Genomic DNA, 18,099 nt, shown 5'->3' with positions numbered 1-18,099 from the left:
TATTCTACAAGAACTTCATGATTTTACTTTTTATCATTATGACTTATCAACTTTTTTATATTGTGACTATCCACTTCAAATCACTTTTTTAATGATCATCTAGCAAATTTCGAAATTTTTTTATATAATCGAAAATTACAAAAGATTACTAGTATTATCAATGACTAAAATTTCTAGAATAAACACAAAGGTGGGATTCACTATTTTCTTTAAAACATTAACACTCCAAGCCCGCTTTGCCTATTACAGCAGTTTTTTAATTTTTATTATTGTTATTTTAGCAGGCATCCTCTTTTATATGACCATATCTGATGCATTGCAAACACAAATTGGAAACCGGGCACTATATTTGGCGGAAACAACGGCTAGCAGGGGTGATGTAATTGAAGCGTTTCATACAAATAACCCTTCCGAAAGTCTGCAAAAAATTAGCAAAGAGATTATGCTTGCTGCAAAAGCTACTTATGTTGTAATAGGAGATAAAAATGGTATACGCTACACCCATCCTATCGCTGACCGTATTGGTAAATCGATGGTCGGAGATGATAATGACCGAGCATTAATCAACGGTGAGTCTTATATTTCCATTGCAAATGGTTCAATGGGACAATCCATTCGTGGGAAAGCACCTATCTTAGACTCAAATGGATCGATTATTGGTGTTGTTTCAATTGGTTACTTAACAAGTGAATTAGATCGCTTATATTTTTTATACCTTGATAATATTTTTTATACGATGGTTATTGCACTAGGCATTGGTATTATCGGCTCTATTTTTTTATCCCGAAACATTAAAAAGCAAATTTTTAATCTGGAGCCAAGTGAAATTGCCAGTCTATTAACAGAAAAAAATACTTTAATTGAATCAGTTCGTGAAGCTATTATTACGGTAAATCAGAAAGGTGAAATTACGACCCTAAACAATGCTGCCGCGAAAATCTTACATTTAACGGATTCAGCTTCTATAATGGGCGATAATATCGAACAGCATATACCAAACACACATCTGCTTAACGTATTAATGAAGGGTGAAAAACAACTTGATAAATTGATGATTGTTAATGGTCATGAAATTATTGTTAACCGTGTACCTATGAAGGTGAATGGTAAAGTTGTCGGCGCAGTTGCAAGTTTCCGATTACAATCAGAAATAGAACAAATGGCTATCGAATTATCACAAGTAAAGCAATATACGGAAGCTTTACGTGCTCAAACACATGAGTTTAATAATGTCCTTTACACAATATCAGGCCTTATTCAATTAAATGCATCTGATGAAGCACTATCTATTATTCATAAAGAGGTACAAGGACATTCTTCTCTAACCCAATTTATAACAAAGCGTGTAAAGGACCCATTTTTAAATGGTTTAATTATCGGATTTTTTAATCGTGCACGTGAATTAAAAATCAAGTTGATTTTTGATGAGGATAGTTATTTAGAAACATTCCCTGAAAGCATCGAAAAAAGCTTAATTATTTCTATTATTGGAAATTTATTAACCAATGCTTTTGAAGAGGTTGAAAAAAACAAAGAGCGACAACCAATTATTAGGCTTTTTATATTTGATAATGGAGAGGAAATCATCTTTGAGGTCGAGGACTCGGGACAAGGTTTTGCACAAGAAAAACTAGACGTGCTATTTTCAGAAAATATTTCTACGAAAGATAGTAAGCATCGAGGCTATGGATTAAGGAAAGTCATTTCCAGTATCCATGATTTAAACGGTACTCTTGCTCTTGAAGAAGGAGATTTAGGAGGTGCCCTATTTATCGTATCTATTAGCAAAAGGGGGACTATGATCCATGAACAATATTGAAGTGCTAGTAATTGAAGATGATGTACGTGTAGCAGATGTACATTGTCGTTTTTTAGAAAAAATTGAAGGCTTTACAGTAATTGCACGGGCAAGTACGGGAGAAGAAGCTTTAGATTGGCTTCAATCATTTTCACCACACCTTATATTACTCGATGTCTTTTTGCCAGATATACTGGGAGTAGATTTAATTGATAAAATCCAAGAAGTGAGCCCAACAAGTAGTATTATTTTGATTACCGCAGCTACAGAGGCACATATAGTACAGAAAGCTTATCAGAAAAATGTTACTGATTACATTTTAAAGCCATTTACATTCGAACAGCTAAAAGAGAGTATAGAAAAATTCCGTTACAAGTATCTATTGCTGAAAAATAATGAGAAATTTACACATGAAAAAATTCAATACCTTTGGCCAAAAGCAGGTTCATCCCCCCTTCAAGAAACACCGTTATTATTACCAAAAGGGATAGATCCAACAACAATGAATCATGTTATCAACCATTTAAGTATAATGGAGAATGGTAGTACAGCTGAGCTGTTGGGAAAGAATATAGGTGTCAGCCGCTCCACCGCTCGTCGTTATTTAGAATTTTTAGTTACACAAAAGCAGGTCTATACCGAACTGACTTATGGTACAGTTGGGCGTCCTGAACGACGATACTTTATTTCCACATAAACTTTATGAACAAAATGATGTTAATCCACATTATTATCACAATATTTCCAAAATTGAGAAGTAAGTTATAGTATGGGTAGCGCTAAATTGATAGCGCTACCATTTTATTTTTAAGGGGGATTTTTATGTGGAGGAACATTTCTAAAATAATGGTAGCTGGCTTACTATTTACTAGTTTGGTTGGCTGTTCAGCATCAAATGGAGAAAAAACAGAGGGAAAGAATGCCAGTGATTATCCAAAAAGTAATATTACCATTGTTGCTCCATCAGGTGCTGGTGGTGGCTGGGATTTAACAGCTCGTGCAGTAGCAAAAACAATGAGTGATACTGGGTTGATTGATAAGGCGATTCAAGTTGAGAATAAGCCAGGTGGTGGTGGTGCTGCCTTCATGGCAACATTTGCTACAAAGGAAGCCAATAATGATTATATGTTAATGGTTAAATCACCACCGATCCTTATAAATCATGAAAAGGCTGAAGGAAATAGTAAATTTGGCTATAAGGATACTACACCTTTAGCACAATTAACACGGGACTATGGCGCAATCGTTGTTAGAAAGGATTCTCCTTTCCAAACGCTTGCAGATGTTTTAAATGCCATGAAAACTTCACCAAAAGATGTCACATTAGCAGGTGGGTCTGCACCAGGTTCGATGGATCATCTAGTAGGAATTATCCCTGCTTATAAAGCGGGGATTGACTTAAAAACAATTAAATATGTTTCTTATGATGGTGGCGGTGAGGCGGTTACAGCATTATTAGGTGGCAATGCGGATGTAATTGCAACAGATGCCTCCACAATTGCTACTTATGTTAAATCCGGAGATGTTCGTGTATTAGCTGTCAGTTCCTCTAAACGCTTAGAAGGTGAGCTAGCAGAGGTTCCTACTTTTAAAGAAGCCGGTATTGATGAGGAGTTTACAATTTGGCGTGGTATCTTTGGTCCAAAAAATATGAGTGAAGATGCGATTGCCTATTGGTCTGAAAAATTACAGGCAATGTCTGAATCAAAAGAATGGCAAGCTGAGGTGACCCGTAATGGCTGGCAAGCAGAATACCGTAATGCGGAAGAATTTACAGCTTATCTAGACAGTCAAAATAAAATAATCATTGAACTACTAACAGCTCTTGGTATGCAAAAATAACGAATCGTTTTTTTAAAAAGCACAAGTATTTCCATTAAATATAGAACTACTTGTGTAACTTTATCTATTTTCAATGGAGGTGTAAAACGGTTGAGCTATACATTTGATAAAACATTTAGCATTACCCTCTTAGCACTTAGTATTTTGTTTATTTTTCAAGCAATACAGATTTCTGATAGTGCTTATGGGTCTACAGTTGGTCCCAAAATTTTTCCATTAGGTTTAGGTATTATTTTAGGTTTATTAAGTCTTCAATTATTTTATGAATCATGGAAAAAAGCTGTGAGAGAGCGAGTCACAGGAGGACCAACTACTTCTTCTAAAATATCTTCAACAGAGCTAAAAAAGTTCTTAATTATTTTAGGTAGCGTTCTTGCGTATGTATTTTTCCTTGAAAAAATTGGCTATATGATAACAACATTTTTATTTTTGTGTATTAGTTTCCAAACAATGGAACATACTAAACTTATTTATTCAATTATTATTGCAGCTGGATTTTCATTGGGCGTCTATTATTTATTTACAAGTTTACTAGGAGGGTCATTGCCTAGTTTCCCAATTTTTTAGTACAGGAGTGAACATATGTCGACATTGCAATTTTTAGCTGATGGATTTGCAGTTGCCCTTCAATGGCAAAACCTTTTATTCGCTCTTGTTGGTGTCATAATTGGTACAGCAGTTGGTGTACTTCCAGGTATAGGTCCAATGAGTGGAGTTGCATTATTAATCCCCGTTACAGCAACCATTACAGCTGGACTACCTACTGAGGCTGCCGCTACCAGCTCAATTATTTTACTTGCAGGGGTATACTATGGGGCCATGTATGGTGGATCAACAACTTCCATTCTATTAAACACGCCTGGTGAATCCTCATCAGTTGTGACAACATTGGATGGCTATCAAATGGCTAAACAAGGTCGTGCTGGAAGTGCTCTTTCTATCGCGGCCATTGGCTCATTTTGTGCAGGCGTTGTAGCACTACTAGGTCTGATATTATTAGCTAATCCATTGTCAAAATTAGCACTTAAATTTGGACCCGCAGAATACTTTTCTTTGATGTTATTAGGACTTGCAGCAGTAAGTGGCCTAGCAGGACGTTCTATTACCAAAGCTTTAATTATGACTGTTTTAGGGCTTATGCTCGGAACAGTTGGTATTGATGCCGTATCAGGTATAGAACGTTTTACATTTGGTCAGCCAATGCTGTTCTCTGGCATTGAATTTTTAACCATCGCTGTTGGTTTATTTGCATTAGGCGAAGTATTTAAAACCATTCTTGAAAAAGAAGAAGAGGATGGTCAATTAGCCAAAATTAATCGTGTATTACCAACAAAGCAAGATTTAAAGGATAGTGCTGTTCCTATTGCTCGCGGATCCTTATTAGGCTTTTTCATCGGCGTATTACCCGGCGCAGGCGCAACACTTGCCTCATTCTTTTCTTATATTACCGAGAAAAAATTCAGTAAAACACCCGAGCAATTTGGAAAAGGTCATATTGCGGGTGTAGCTGGACCTGAATCAGCGAACAATGCTGCATCAGGCGGTGCAATGATCCCATTACTAACTTTAGGAATTCCCGGCTCAGGTACTACTGCTATTTTAATGGGTGCACTTATTATGTATAATATTCAGCCAGGTCCATTATTATTTGATGAACATCCACAAGTTGCTTGGGGATTAATTGCCAGTATGTTTATTGGAAATTTAATGTTATTAGCATTAAATATGCCTTTGGTCCGCATTTTTGCCAAAATCATCGAAACACCTAAAAAATATTTATTGCCTATTATTATTGCAATTTCAATTTTTGGAGTTTATGCCGTACAATTCGCCACGTTTGATTTATTTTTATTAGTAGCTTGTGGTGTACTTGGTTATCTATTTGCTAAAAATGATTACCCAGTAGCTCCATTAGTACTTGCATTAGTACTAGGGCCGATGATTGAAAATAATATGCGCCGTGCATTAACCATTTCGAATGGAGACTTTTCTATTTTTATAACAAAGCCTTTATCATTACTATTTTTAGTGGTTGCCATTTCTTGGTTACTTATACCACTGATTATGAAAATACGTGGTAAAAATGTTCTTATTAATGAAGAAGGATAAATATTCTTAAAAATCCACTATACTTCTATTAGTATAGTGGATTTTTACTTTTCTATAATGCGTGACCAGAGCCACCATCAATATTAACAGCTGTACCTGTAACATAGCTCGCCGCATCAGATACTAAAAAAGTGATAACGTTTGCTGCTTCTTGCGTATCACCTACACGACCCAGCGGAATTGCTTGCCCCACTTTACGAGAATATTCTTCCCACGATAAATTTGGTTCTTCCTTTTTCCATTTCTTTTCGATTTGATCACTACGAATAAGTCCTATACATACAGAATTTACTCGAATATTATCCTTCCCTAAATCCTTGCTCATCGCTTTTGTCAAGGCAAGCCCCGCAGCACGGCTTACAGTAGTTGGAAGTGAACTTGCAGGTGGAGTTTTAGCCATCACGGCAGTCACATTAACGATTGCACCGCCCCCAGCCTTTCGCATATATGGAGCAGCATATTTTGAACAATGAATAGCTCCAAATACCTTTAAATCTAAATCTGCCTGCCACAACTCACTACTCACCGTTTCAAAGGGATTCGCTGAAGCTGTACCAGCATTATTAATAAGAATATCCACACGTCCAAAATGCTCTACAGTACGCTCAATGAGATACTTACAATCTTTTTCTTTTGTAATGTCAGTTGGAACAATTAATACATCTACGCCTGTTTCATTTTTTATGCATCCTGCAGCCACTTGCAGTTGTTTTTCACCACGAGCGCAAAGTACAACCTGTGCACCCTCTTTAACAAGCTGCATGGCTGTATAATAGCCAATTCCTTTACTCGATCCTGTTATAATTGCTACTTTCTCCGTTAAATTAAGCTCCATTATTAAATCCTCCCTTACTTTCTACAATGCTATCATTATAGCATTTATCGATTATTCAGAATAATCAAAGGAGCTTGTAAAAGGTAGAAATACGATTTAAAAGCTATAATAATTGAATATTTTCCATGAGGAGCTACTTATTACTTATCATTATCATTCAAGCCTGTTACGGGAAAAAGCTAATAGAAAAATTAATTGTTCATATAAAACATTGGCTAAAAAAAAGAGTGTAGATAAGCGAATGTCTCGCTTTATCTACACTCCTTTATTCAAATTATTTTTTCGCTACAATGTGGATTGGGTTGCCAAGTAATACTTCAGCAGTTTCCATTGTAATTTCACCTAATGTTGGGTGAGCGTGAATTGTTAATGCGATATCCTCAGCAGTCATGCCGCCTTCAATTGCTAAGCCCATTTCAGCGATCATATCAGATGCACCAGCACCTACGATTTGAGCACCAATTAATAAGCCGTCCTCTTTACGAGCAACAAGTTTCACGAAACCTTCTGATTGGTTTAATGCAAGAGCACGACCATTTGCTGCGAATGGGAATTTCGCTGCAGTGTATTCAATGCCTTCAGCTTTTGCTTGTTCTTCGTTGTAACCAACTGTCGCCATTTCTGGATCTGTGAAACATACAGCTGGCACAGCAAGATAATCAACTACTGATTTTTCACCCGCAATTGCTTCAGCAGCAACTTTACCTTCGTAAGATGCTTTATGTGCAAGTTGTGGACCTGCTACGATATCACCGATTGCATAGATGTTTGGAATATTTGTACGACATTGTTTGTCAACATTGATTAGACCACGTTCACCGAATTCAACTCCGATTTCAGCAAGGCCCATTTCATCTGTATTTGGACGACGTCCTACAGTAACTAATACGTAATCAGCTTCAACTTTTTTCTCTTCTCCGCCTACTTCATAAGTTACTACTACGCCGTTTTCAGTTTCTTCTACGCCTTTTGCAGATGCGTTAACTTCAATTTCAACGCCTTTCTTTTTAAGGCCTTTTTTCACGATTTGCGTCATTTGTTTTTCGAAGCCAGCTAAAATATCTTTTCCGCCTTCAATAATTGTTACTTGAGAGCCAAGGTTCGCATAAGCTGATCCAAGCTCAGTACCAATATAACCGCCACCGATAACAACTAATTTACCAGGTACTTCTTGTAGAGAAAGTGCACCAGTAGAATTTAATACACGATCAGTGAATTTGAATGTTGGAATTTCAACTGGACGAGAACCTGTTGCAATAATGACATTGTTAAATGTGTAAGTTTGAGCAGATTCACCATTGATGATACGCACTGAATGAGCGTCAACGAAATAAGCTTCACCTTGTACAATTTCAACTTTGTTACCTTTAAGTAAGCCTTCAACACCGCCAGTTAATTTCTTAACAACGCTGTCTTTAAATGCTTGTGCTTTTGAGAAGTCTAATTTCACATCAGAAGCGATGATTCCCATGTCATCTGAATGTTTAGCTTGCTCAAAACGGTGACCTACTGAAATTAATGCTTTTGATGGGATACAACCTACGTTTAAGCACACTCCACCAAGTACATTTTTTTCAACGATTGTTACTTTTTGGCCAGTTTGAGCTGCACGAATTGCTGCAACATATCCTCCAGGACCTGAACCAATGACAAGAGTATCTGTTTCGATTGGGAAATCTCCTACTACCATTTTTGTTACGCCTCCATTAATAATAATTCTGGCTCACTTAACAAACGCTTTAAATGATTTAAAGCATTTTGCGCAGTGGCTCCATCGATCATACGATGATCAAAGCTCAATGATAATGCTAACACAGGTGCGGCTACAATTTCACCATTTTTTATTACAGGTTTTTCTGAAATTCGACCAATACCTAGAATTGCTACTTCAGGATGGTTAATAACTGGTGTAAACCATTGTCCTCCTGCAGAGCCAATATTCGTAATGGACATGGAAGCACCTTTCATTTCATGTGGTGCTAGCTTACCTTCACGGGCTTTTGTCGCTAATTCATTAATTTCATTAGACACTGCAAATACAGATTTACGATCTGCATGCTTAATAACTGGTACTAGTAAGCCTCTTTCAGTATCTGCTGCAATACCAATGTTATAGTAATGCTTTTGGATAATTTCTTGTGTTGCATCATCTAAAGAGCGATTAAATTCTGGGAACTCGCGTAAAGTTGAAATAAGTGCTTTCACTACATATGGTAAGTATGTTAATTTAACACCTTTTTCGGCAGCGATATCTTTGAATTTTTTACGATGTGCTACAAGAGCTGTTACATCGACTTCATCCATTAGTGTAACATGAGGAGCCGTTTGTTTCGAGTGTACCATTGCTTTTGCAATCGCTTTTCGAATACCTGACATTTTTTCACGAGTCTCTGGGAAATCCCCCTCAAGAACTACTGGTGCTGCTGGTGTAGACGTTTCTTGTTGAACTGTATCTTCTGATGTTTCGATATTTGTAGTTTCAGCCTCTACAGTGCCTCCACCTTTTAAGAAGTTTTCAATATCTTCTTTAAGGATTCGACCGTTTTTGCCTGTACCCTTCACTTCACGAATATTTACATCGTTATCACGGGCAAATTTACGTACAGAAGGCATCGCGATCACACGTTTTGTTTCATCAACTACTGTCTCCACTTTTTCTGGAGCTTTTTCGGGAGCTTTTTCTGGTGCCTTTTCCTCTTTAGCAGGAGCTTTTTCTACGTTCTGACCAGATTCAGCAGTTGCTTGAACTTGTGCCTCTGTTTTTGCTTCGGCATGATCGTCACCTTTTAGCTTTAAGTCTTCATAGCCAGGTGCGTCTAATCGGATTAAAACATCGCCAACTACGGCAACTGTTCCTTCTCCTACTAAAACTTCCTCTACTGTTCCTTCAACTGGTGAAGGGATTTCTACTACTGCTTTATCATTTTGTACTTCACAAAGAATATCGTCTTCTTTTACTGTATCTCCAGCTTTAACGAACCATTTCACAATCTCGCCTTCGTGAATACCCTCGCCAATATCCGGTAATCTGAATTCAAATGCCATGTGTACCCATCCTTTCTATTTACTGTTGTTCAAGTTTAGAAGCTTTATTAGAATGTTAAAACTTTTTTTGCTGTTTCCATTACATCTTTGTAGTTTGGTAACCAAACACCTTCAGCTTGTGGGAATGGGTACACAGTATCTGGTGCAGCCACACGAAGAACAGGAGCCTCTAAGCTTAGAATTGCACGCTCTGTAATTTCTGCTACTACGTTCGCAGCGATACCTGCTTGTTTTTGAGCTTCTTGGACAACGATTGCACGACCTGTTTTTTCAACAGATGCGATAATTGTTTCCACATCGATTGGTTGAATTGTACGTAAGTCAATTACTTCTACAGAATGTCCTTCTTTTTCAAGTTCTTCTGCAGCCTTTAAGCTTTCATGAACCATTAAACCGTAAGCAACAATTGTTAAATCAGTACCTTCACGTTTTACATCCGCTTTTCCTAGTGGAATTTCGTATGCTTCCTCAGGCACTTCTTCACGGAATGAACGGTATAGCTTTAAATGCTCTAAGAAAATAACTGGGTTGTCATTACGAATAGAAGAAATAAGTAAACCTTTTGCATCATATGGTGTTGATGGAACAACAACTGTTAATCCTGGTTGTGCTGTCATTAAGCTTTCTAAGCTATCTGAGTGCATTTCAGGTGTGTGCACACCACCACCAAATGGTGAACGGATTGTTACTGGAGCATTGTAGACGCCACCACTACGGTAGCTCATACGTGCTAGCTGGCCACTAATTGAATCCATTACTTCATAAACGAAACCAAAGAATTGAATTTCAGGAACTGGACGGAATCCTTGAAGAGAAAGGCCAACTGCTAAGCCACCAATACCTGATTCTGCTAATGGTGTATCAAATACGCGGTCAACCCCAAATTCTTTTTGTAGGCCTTCTGTCGCGCGGAATACCCCACCGTTGACACCTACATCTTCCCCGAATACAAGAACGTTTTCATCATTCTTTAATTCTGTGCGAAGTGCATCTGTAATTGCTTGAATCATCGTCATTTGTGCCATAGGTTATTTCGACTCCTTCTCTTTATAGATTTCATACTGTTCTTTTAGATTAGATGGCATTTCGCCTTTATACATATTTTCCATTAATTCTGTTACTTTTTGTTTTGGAGCAGCATCTGCTTTTTTGATTGCTTCTTTAATTTCTTCTTTTGCTCGCTCAATAACTGCTTCTTCTTTTTTCTCATCCCATATACCTTTTGCTTCTAGGTATTTACGGAAGCGAACTAGAGGATCTTTTTGAGCCCATTCATTATCTGTATCAGAAGTACGGTAACGAGTTGGGTCATCCCCAGCCATTGTATGAGGTCCATAACGGTAACACATTGTTTCAATTAATGTTGGGCCTTCACCATTAACCGCGCGCTCACGAGCATCACGAGTTGCTACATAAACTGCAAGCGCATCCATTCCATCTACTAAAATACTTGGTAATCCTGCTGCTACCCCTTTTTGTGCAATTGTTTTAGCAGCTGTTTGCAATTCACGAGGTGTTGAGATTGCATATTGGTTATTTTGTACGATGAAGATTGCTGGAGATTTAAATGCACCTGCAAAGTTAATGCCTTCATAGAAGTCTCCCTGAGAAGAACCACCGTCACCAGTATAAGTTACTGCAACAGCTTTTTTCCCGCGTTTTTTAATACCAAGTGCTACCCCAGCAGCTTGAATATATTGTGCTCCAATAATAATTTGTGGAGCTAAAACGTTTACACCTTCAGGAACCTGATTCCCCATGAAGTGACCACGTGAGAATAAAAATGCTTTTTCAAGAGGTAAGCCATGCCATACAATTTGAGGTACATCACGGTAACCTGGTAAAATCCAATCTTCTTGTTCTAATGCAAAGTGAGAAGCAAGTTGTGAAGCTTCTTGACCAGCAGTCGGTGCATAGAAGCCTAAACGTCCTTGACGATTTAATGAGATTGAACGTTGATCTAAAATACGTGTGTAAACCATACGTGTCATTAACTCAACTAGTTCCTCATCTGATAATTTCGGATCTGCCTCTTTATTTATAATTTCGCCTTCTTCATTCAAAATTTGAAACATTTCAAACTTATCTTCGATTTCAGTTAGCGTTTGTTTAGCATCAAAAATATTATTGTTTTTCTTGCTCATTTGTCACATCTCCCTTTCAGCTGTATTAAAATAAATCACCTTTTTAACTAGTACAACTTATTCTTGACACTCAGTATACTGAATAAAATACTGTCGGTCAATCATCTATTACTGCTATATACAAAGATTTTTTCTAGAATAACAATCAAACACCGCTGTCCTATACTGTATTACTAATATTCAAATTCTGTATTACAACACCTTGCTCACACCATACAACTCTTACGTTTTCCAACAGGTTTTCCCCTAGTAGAATACCCCATTCTCGAAAATCTAATAGCATTAGAAAAATTTTTTGAGTATATTCAAATAAGGACTTTTTTCATGGGATTGTACGAAAACGTGATGTATACTTATTAGTAAGCACTACAAAGTTGAAAGGAAGATTACTATTATGATTTTAATGGATGATATTATCCGCGAAGGTCATCCGACTTTACGCACAAAAGCAGAGGAAGTTAAATTCCCTTTAACTGAAGAAACAAGAAAGCTTGCTGAGGATATGCTTCAATATTTAATCAACAGCCAAGATCCTGAAATGGCAGAAAAATATAATTTGCGTAGTGGCATTGGTTTGGCTGCCAATCAGGTAAATAGCTTACAGCGTATGTTTGCTCTTCATTTAAAAGATGAGGCTGGTGAACAATTAAGCTTTGTAGCCATAAATCCAAAGATCGTTAGCCATTCTGTTGAAAACACATACCTATCAGCAGGAGAAGGATGTCTTTCTGTTGACCGTAATATTCCTGGGTATGTACCTCGCCATGCACGCATCACAGTAAAATTTAAAACAATTGATGGTGAAGAGAAAAAAATGCGCCTTAAGGGCTTGCCAGCTATTGCCTTTCAGCATGAATTAGATCATCTAAATGGCATTATGTTTTATGACCGTATTAATGAAAAGAATCCATTTGCGGAAATACCAGATTCAATCCCATATGAGCGCGACTAAAAACAACCTCGGCAGTTTATTACTTCTGCCGAGGTTAATTATTATTTATATTCTAATTGTCTATCCATATTTAACCGAGCATTGATCGTTTCAATTAATGCTGGCAACTCCTCCATTGTTTCTATTGTATAATGAGCGTCTGATTCTTCAAAAACACATTTTGTTTTCTCTATGATTTGTTGCTGTTCTTCTGAAGACAGGGCATTGAATTCTTCTTCGGATAGTCCCATTTCTGAGCTTCCAATAATAACGCCAACAGCCCAAACACCTGCATTCAAGGCTTCCTTTATATCTGATGTTGTATCGCCAACCTTCACAACTTGCTTCGTCGCTTGCGAACCTAATGCCTCCATATTTTTAAAAATCATATATGGATATGGTCGCCCTTTATCACCAACCTGTGTTGGTGTTACAAGAAAATCAGGTTGATAGCCCTTGTCAGCAGCATGCTTTGTCACTACTTCCATCATTGCATCTGTATAGCCAGTTGTAGAGCCTATTCGAATACCTGCATCTCTTAATTGCTGTACTGTTGTTTTCACGTGCTGGATAGGATCTGTATAGGTCGCCAAAGACTCCATTAATTTTGTTTCAAAATGATTATACAATACATGTACATCCTTTTCAGTAAAGGATTGTCCATGTACACGATGCCATTCTGCTTTAATTCTTGGCATTTCTAGCATGGTGCGGATATGATCAATTTTCAGCATCCCCATTGGTTTACGAGCCTCTTCCAGTGTAACTATTACACCAGCATCTTCAAAAATTGTTAAAAAAACATTAACAGGGGCAAAACAACCAAAGTCAACTGCTGTGCCTGCCCAGTCCAAAATAACCGTCTCAATTTTCATTGTTTTTCACCACCATATAATTTTCAATGATTTCACATAATGCAAGAATATCTTCCTCATGAATATCACCAATATTGCCAATACGGAATGTATCGACATCCGTCAGCTTACCTGGATACATAACGAAACCTGCATTTTTTATTTCCTGATAAAAATGCTCAAAAGAAAACTCTTTATACGGGAATAAAAATGTTGTGATAATTGGTGATTGAAGCTCCTCCGAAATATACGCTTTAAATCCCAGCACCGACAAGCGAGAGCGAAGTAGTTGATTATTATACGCATAGCGTTTGTAGCGGGCATGAATTCCGCCTTCTTCATTCAACTCTTCAAGCGCCTTCGCAAAAGCTGCCACTACATGTGTAGGCGATGTGAAACGCCATTTCCCATCTTGCTTCATTACTTCCCACTGACTATGCAAATCTAATGCAACACTTCGAGCTTGTCCCTTACATTTTTCCAGTGCTCTTGTATTCGCGATAACAAAACCAAAGCCTGGGACACCCTGAATACATTTATTGGCACTACTAATACAAAAATCAATATGCAAGCTTGATAAATCCATTGGTACGCCTCCAAAGCTACTCATGGCATCCACAATAAACGTTTTGTTGAACGAATGAACAACTTCCCCAATTTCTTTAATAGGATTTAAAATACCAGTAGTCGTCTCACAATGTACGAGAGCTACATGAGTAATACTCCTATCTCTTTCAAGGAAGGATTGAACTTCTAACAAGGAGGGCTGTTCATCATAAGGAGCACTATAAACAACATGCTGTAACTTTAAGGCTTTGGCCATTTCAACAATTCTTTCACCATAAGCACCATTTGTTAGTATCAGCACCTTATCATTTTCACCAATTGCTGTTGTTAGTACAGACTCTACTACAAAGCTTCCACTTCCTTGCATTAGTACCGTAGTGTAATCAGCTTCATCAACTTTTGCTAATTTTAAGAGTTGCTTACGAATCACTTGTGTCACATTTTTATAATCGTCATCCCATGTACAACGATCTTTTAACATTTCTCGTTTCACTGCTTCAGTTGTTGTCAATGGACCTGGCGTCAATAATTTATAGTTACTCATCTGCTATAACTCCTTATCGCTGTGCTTCTTTAAAGAAGGCTTGGTGTTTTTCTAATAAATCTACGGTTAAGGTAGTATCCCATTTTTTCAAATAGGTAGGAACGTGCTCGTCCTTTACTTGTTCACCTTCATATAGAGCTACAGGATATTGCTCTAGAAGACCATCACGAGCCTCTGTTGCAATTACCTTTGCAATTTCTTTTGCTAATGCTTCCTCACCTTCTTTATCTACAACAGCTACAGATTCCGTTAAAGTGAAATTTCCTTCTGTCGGGTCAATATAATCAATCGGTAACCCTTCGTTTTTGGCATCAATAGCTTGGATACGTAAACCAAAGCCGGCAGCAACTTCTCCTGTTTTCACCTTTTTAATAGGGCCAGAGCCTGAACTTTCAATATGTGGTCCTGCATTTTTAATTAACTCTGCTAGAACTTTTTTCCCTTCCTCTTCACCATATTCCTTTAAAATAGCTTGTACTAGAAGCCACCCTGTTGAGGAGTCCATAATGTTTGGGAATGACACTAAATCCTTATAAGCAAGGTCTGTCAAATCTTTAATGGATTTCGGAATAGATAGCCCCTTTTGTTGTAATACCTCTGTATTAATAAAGATAGAGCCTACATTGCCTAAAATCGGTAATGCATACGTAACACTCCCATCAAGAGGCTTTAAGTCTGAGGAAATATCCACAAACATGGATTTTGAGGTTTGTGCACTTTCTATAAAATAAGAAGCCATTGTTACAACATCTGCTTCAATATCTGTCCCTTCCGCCATCATTTTGCCACCTAACTCAGAAGTACCAAACGACTGGATTAAATACTTACCTTTATAGCCTTTATCATCTAATGTAGTTTCCATCACTTCAATAGCTTCATCATCAGCATTTGAATAAATGATGACTTGCTCTTTGGAATCTGCTGCTACTCCTCCACATGCAGCTAAAACGACTGCTGCTGCACTTACTGTCCCTAACATCATGCCTGTTGACTTCTTCATTTTGTAATCTCCTCCGTTTTTTCTTTATGTGCTGCTATATAATCACAACCTAATTTCACAATGAGGTTTGTACATAAAATGAATATCGATAAAACAAAAATATCAGTGTACTTTGCGAAATGCTGTAGCTCTTTTATCCTTGTCGATACAAGCATTGTCTTTGTGCTGACAAGAAAAATAACACCGCTGACTGTAACCATCGCATTTAAAAAATAGTAGCTAAACATTTGATAAATCGTTGGCCTAATATTCGGTAAAATAATTCGTATCACGGTTTTTAACCACGAATCCTTTAACAGCTCAGCTGTCACTTCCCACGTAGGATCCATTTTTTGCAATGAATTTTTCGCCATTAAATAAGGTGTCGTAAAAAAATGCACGATATTACATGCGATAATGATAAGAAAAGTACCCTTTAAAGAACTTCCATTAAAGAAAAATAAGTAGGATAATCCAAGTACCATACCTGGAACTGTATTTGTCATCATAGAAGTTACATCTAAGCTTTTTCTTCCCTTTAATGGTGTCCTTGTATTAAGAAGCGCCGACATAAATGTTATGCCCACACCTAATATTGCTGTTAGAACCGCTACGATGAGAGAATTGATGTAAACCTTTGTTAAATCTTTCTCTGCGAGTACATTTTGAACATGCTCTAATGTAAAGCTGAAATCGTACGGATAGCCTTTGGTAAAAGGCACAATAAACATGGTTGAAAAAATAATACATACAGCTGTTACACAGAGAATTGAATAAATTGTAAATAGCGCGTCTCGTAAACGATGCTTTACAAGTTCACTTTGCCCAACCTGTTTATATTGAAAATTGAAGCGCTCTAAAATCGTTAGCATGACAACACCTAATACAGCAGGTACTAGCATTAACACTGAAATGACTGCTCCACGTTCAAAATGCACAATGGAACCTAACATAGCTTGGTAAAGTTCAGTAGCTATTACCCTGTAATTGCCACCAACCGATGCAGGGATTCCAAAGTCTGTGAAGCTTAAAACAAATGTTAAAATAAATGCCCCGCCAATTGTCCCAACCATAGGACGGTATACGGTATGATAAAAACGACGCATTGGCTGATCATGCATTAATATTGAAACAAGTAAAAAACGTTTATCGATATATTGCATGGAGTTTTGCATTAATATAAAAGCAACTGGTAATGTGTATAAGACGTAACCGATCACCAAGCCGTTATACCCATAGATTGTAAAAAGAGGCTGCCCCACTAATTTTGTTAGAATTCCTTGACTCCCAAATGTATAAATCAATACAAAGCCATAGGTGATGGTTGGCAGTAGCATCGGCAAGGTAATTCCAATTTGAACTAGCTTTTTTGTATGGCGATGCATCGTAGTAAAATGAACAGCATAGGCCAACCAAAAGGCTAAAATGGTTGTAATCACTGATGCTACAAAAGAAACTTTAAAACTATTCGTAAAAGCTTCACGAATTTCGATATTCCGTAAAGCTTCTATATAATTTTGAGTGGTAACGACATTGCCTATTTTGAATGACTGCCAAAACATATAAAGCAATGGCACAATTAAAAAGAATAGAAAAAATAGTAGAATCGGTAGAAAAATTAATTTCATTATTTTATTCGTTTTAAGCATATGTTTCTCCAAACAATTGATAGATGTTATGTCGCTTAATATGAAGCTGCCTTAAGATAAAATCTTCTACAAATTTATTTTTTGGCGCTGTAACAATTTCATGAGGTGTGCCAAATTGAGCAACTGTACCTTCATTAATAATGATGACTTTGTCCGATAAGGTAAGGGCTTCTTCCGGATCATGTGTCACGATAATCGTCGTCAAATTAAATTCACGGGCGATGGATTTAATACGTTCCTTTATAGATTCCTTTATAACGCCATCTAGTGCACTTAGTGGTTCGTCTAATAATAGAATTTTAGGTTGCATCACGAGTGTTCTTGCAATGGAAACGCGTTGTTTTTGCCCACCAGACAATTCATGAATCTTCTTATGCAAATGAGGAGCTAGCTCTAAAAAATCAATGTATTCTTGTATCTCCTCTTTGGACATTTTCACGTTTTTATTTTTTAATCCATAAATGATATTGTCGTATGCATTTAAATGAGGAAATAACGCAAAATCCTGAAACACTATATTAAATCCTCTTTCTTGCATTGATTGCTTGGAAATATCTTGTCCATTGTAGACAAGCTGACCAGCAGTTGGATCTACAAGTCCTAAAATGATATTAAGCAAAGTAGTTTTACCGCAGCCACTCGGTCCTAGCAAAGAAATAATCTCACCTGTTTCGACGGTTACATTGATATCTACTAAAACTTTTTTATTTTTATAGCTTTTTGAGATATTTTTTAGCTCTAACAAATTGGGTCACCTCACTCAGTTCTTAGCTTCAGTATAGAGACTATTTGTAAAGGAAAA

At 37.2% G+C, this 18,099-nt stretch carries 16 protein-coding genes; 6 read left to right on the top strand and 10 right to left on the bottom strand.

The features are described 5' to 3' along the window. Nucleotides 1–160 precede the first annotated feature (160 nt). From LBYS11_RS04145 to LBYS11_RS04125, 5 genes are all read left to right on the top strand, one after another. A complete protein-coding gene (locus LBYS11_RS04145) occupies nt 161–1,819 on the top strand; it encodes an ATP-binding protein (protein ID WP_233732424.1) in 1,659 nt (552 codons plus the stop codon). Beyond that, complete coding sequence (locus tag LBYS11_RS04140) at nt 1,806–2,495, top strand: response regulator (protein ID WP_048391939.1); 690 nt, start codon at nt 1,806–1,808, stop codon at nt 2,493–2,495. The genes LBYS11_RS04145 and LBYS11_RS04140 overlap by 14 nt, the downstream gene beginning before the upstream one ends. Nucleotides 2,496–2,620: 125 nt before the next feature. Next, nucleotides 2,621–3,640 (top strand): Bug family tripartite tricarboxylate transporter substrate binding protein, encoded by a 1,020-nt coding sequence (locus LBYS11_RS04135; RefSeq protein WP_103117532.1) that lies wholly within the window; start codon nt 2,621–2,623, stop codon nt 3,638–3,640. Between the two features lie 90 nt (nt 3,641–3,730). Then, entirely contained in the window at nt 3,731–4,207 is a 477-nt protein-coding gene (locus LBYS11_RS04130) for a tripartite tricarboxylate transporter TctB family protein (protein WP_103117531.1), read from the top strand. 15 nt (nt 4,208–4,222) lie between these two features. Next, on the top strand, nt 4,223–5,749 hold the full coding sequence (locus LBYS11_RS04125; protein ID WP_048391942.1) for a tripartite tricarboxylate transporter permease: 1,527 nt from the start codon (nt 4,223–4,225) through the stop codon (nt 5,747–5,749). Nucleotides 5,750–5,801: 52 nt separating this feature from the next. On the opposite strand, the gene LBYS11_RS04120 is transcribed toward LBYS11_RS04125, so the two are convergent. From LBYS11_RS04120 to pdhA, 5 genes are all read right to left on the bottom strand, one after another. Next, the gene (locus LBYS11_RS04120) at nt 5,802–6,584 is read right to left on the bottom strand and encodes an SDR family NAD(P)-dependent oxidoreductase (RefSeq protein ID WP_103117530.1); all 783 of its coding nucleotides are present in this window, start codon (nt 6,582–6,584) and stop codon (nt 5,802–5,804) included. Nucleotides 6,585–6,858: 274 nt separating this feature from the next. Then, nucleotides 6,859–8,274 carry a dihydrolipoyl dehydrogenase gene (gene lpdA / locus LBYS11_RS04115; protein ID WP_004224738.1) on the bottom strand — a complete coding sequence of 472 codons (1,416 nt, stop codon included), beginning with the start codon at nt 8,272–8,274 and terminating at the stop codon, nt 6,859–6,861. A gap of 5 nt (nt 8,275–8,279) precedes the next feature. Continuing rightward, a complete protein-coding gene (locus tag LBYS11_RS04110) occupies nt 8,280–9,629 on the bottom strand; it encodes a dihydrolipoamide acetyltransferase family protein (RefSeq protein WP_066037206.1) in 1,350 nt (449 codons plus the stop codon). Between the two features lie 47 nt (nt 9,630–9,676). Continuing rightward, nucleotides 9,677–10,654, bottom strand: a complete 978-nt coding sequence (locus LBYS11_RS04105; RefSeq protein WP_004224734.1) for an alpha-ketoacid dehydrogenase subunit beta — start codon at nt 10,652–10,654, stop codon at nt 9,677–9,679. Between the two features lie 3 nt (nt 10,655–10,657). Then, nucleotides 10,658–11,773: a pyruvate dehydrogenase (acetyl-transferring) E1 component subunit alpha gene (pdhA, locus tag LBYS11_RS04100; RefSeq protein ID WP_004224731.1), complete on the bottom strand. Its 1,116-nt coding sequence runs from the start codon at nt 11,771–11,773 to the stop codon at nt 10,658–10,660. A 394-nt stretch (nt 11,774–12,167) separates the two neighbouring features. On the opposite strand from pdhA, the gene def reads away from it, so the two are divergent. Beyond that, complete coding sequence (gene def, locus LBYS11_RS04095) at nt 12,168–12,725, top strand: peptide deformylase (protein ID WP_048391947.1); 558 nt, start codon at nt 12,168–12,170, stop codon at nt 12,723–12,725. 41 nt (nt 12,726–12,766) lie between these two features. On the opposite strand, the gene phnX is transcribed toward def, so the two are convergent. The 5 genes from phnX to LBYS11_RS04070 are packed head-to-tail and all read right to left on the bottom strand — an operon-like array spanning nt 12,767 to nt 18,042. Continuing rightward, nucleotides 12,767–13,579 (bottom strand): phosphonoacetaldehyde hydrolase, encoded by an 813-nt coding sequence (gene phnX, locus LBYS11_RS04090; protein WP_066037207.1) that lies wholly within the window; start codon nt 13,577–13,579, stop codon nt 12,767–12,769. Next, a complete protein-coding gene (gene phnW, locus LBYS11_RS04085; protein WP_103117529.1) occupies nt 13,569–14,669 on the bottom strand; it encodes a 2-aminoethylphosphonate--pyruvate transaminase in 1,101 nt (366 codons plus the stop codon). Before phnW ends, phnX begins: the two co-directional genes overlap by 11 nt. Before the next feature lie 13 nt (nt 14,670–14,682). After that, the gene (locus LBYS11_RS04080; RefSeq protein WP_066037208.1) at nt 14,683–15,669 is read right to left on the bottom strand and encodes an extracellular solute-binding protein; all 987 of its coding nucleotides are present in this window, start codon (nt 15,667–15,669) and stop codon (nt 14,683–14,685) included. Next, on the bottom strand, nt 15,666–17,297 hold the full coding sequence (locus tag LBYS11_RS04075) for an ABC transporter permease subunit (RefSeq protein ID WP_066037209.1): 1,632 nt from the start codon (nt 17,295–17,297) through the stop codon (nt 15,666–15,668). Before LBYS11_RS04075 ends, LBYS11_RS04080 begins: the two co-directional genes overlap by 4 nt. Then, nucleotides 17,290–18,042 (bottom strand): ABC transporter ATP-binding protein, encoded by a 753-nt coding sequence (locus LBYS11_RS04070; protein WP_066037210.1) that lies wholly within the window; start codon nt 18,040–18,042, stop codon nt 17,290–17,292. Before LBYS11_RS04070 ends, LBYS11_RS04075 begins: the two co-directional genes overlap by 8 nt. Between the last annotated feature and the right edge of the window lie 57 nt (nt 18,043–18,099).

Source organism: Lysinibacillus sp. YS11 (assembly GCF_002896375.1).
Classification (GTDB): Bacteria; Bacillota; Bacilli; order Bacillales_A; family Planococcaceae; genus Lysinibacillus; species Lysinibacillus capsici.
Note: the sequence above shows the minus strand (reverse complement) of the source record. Positions and strands in the feature narration are given on the sequence as shown.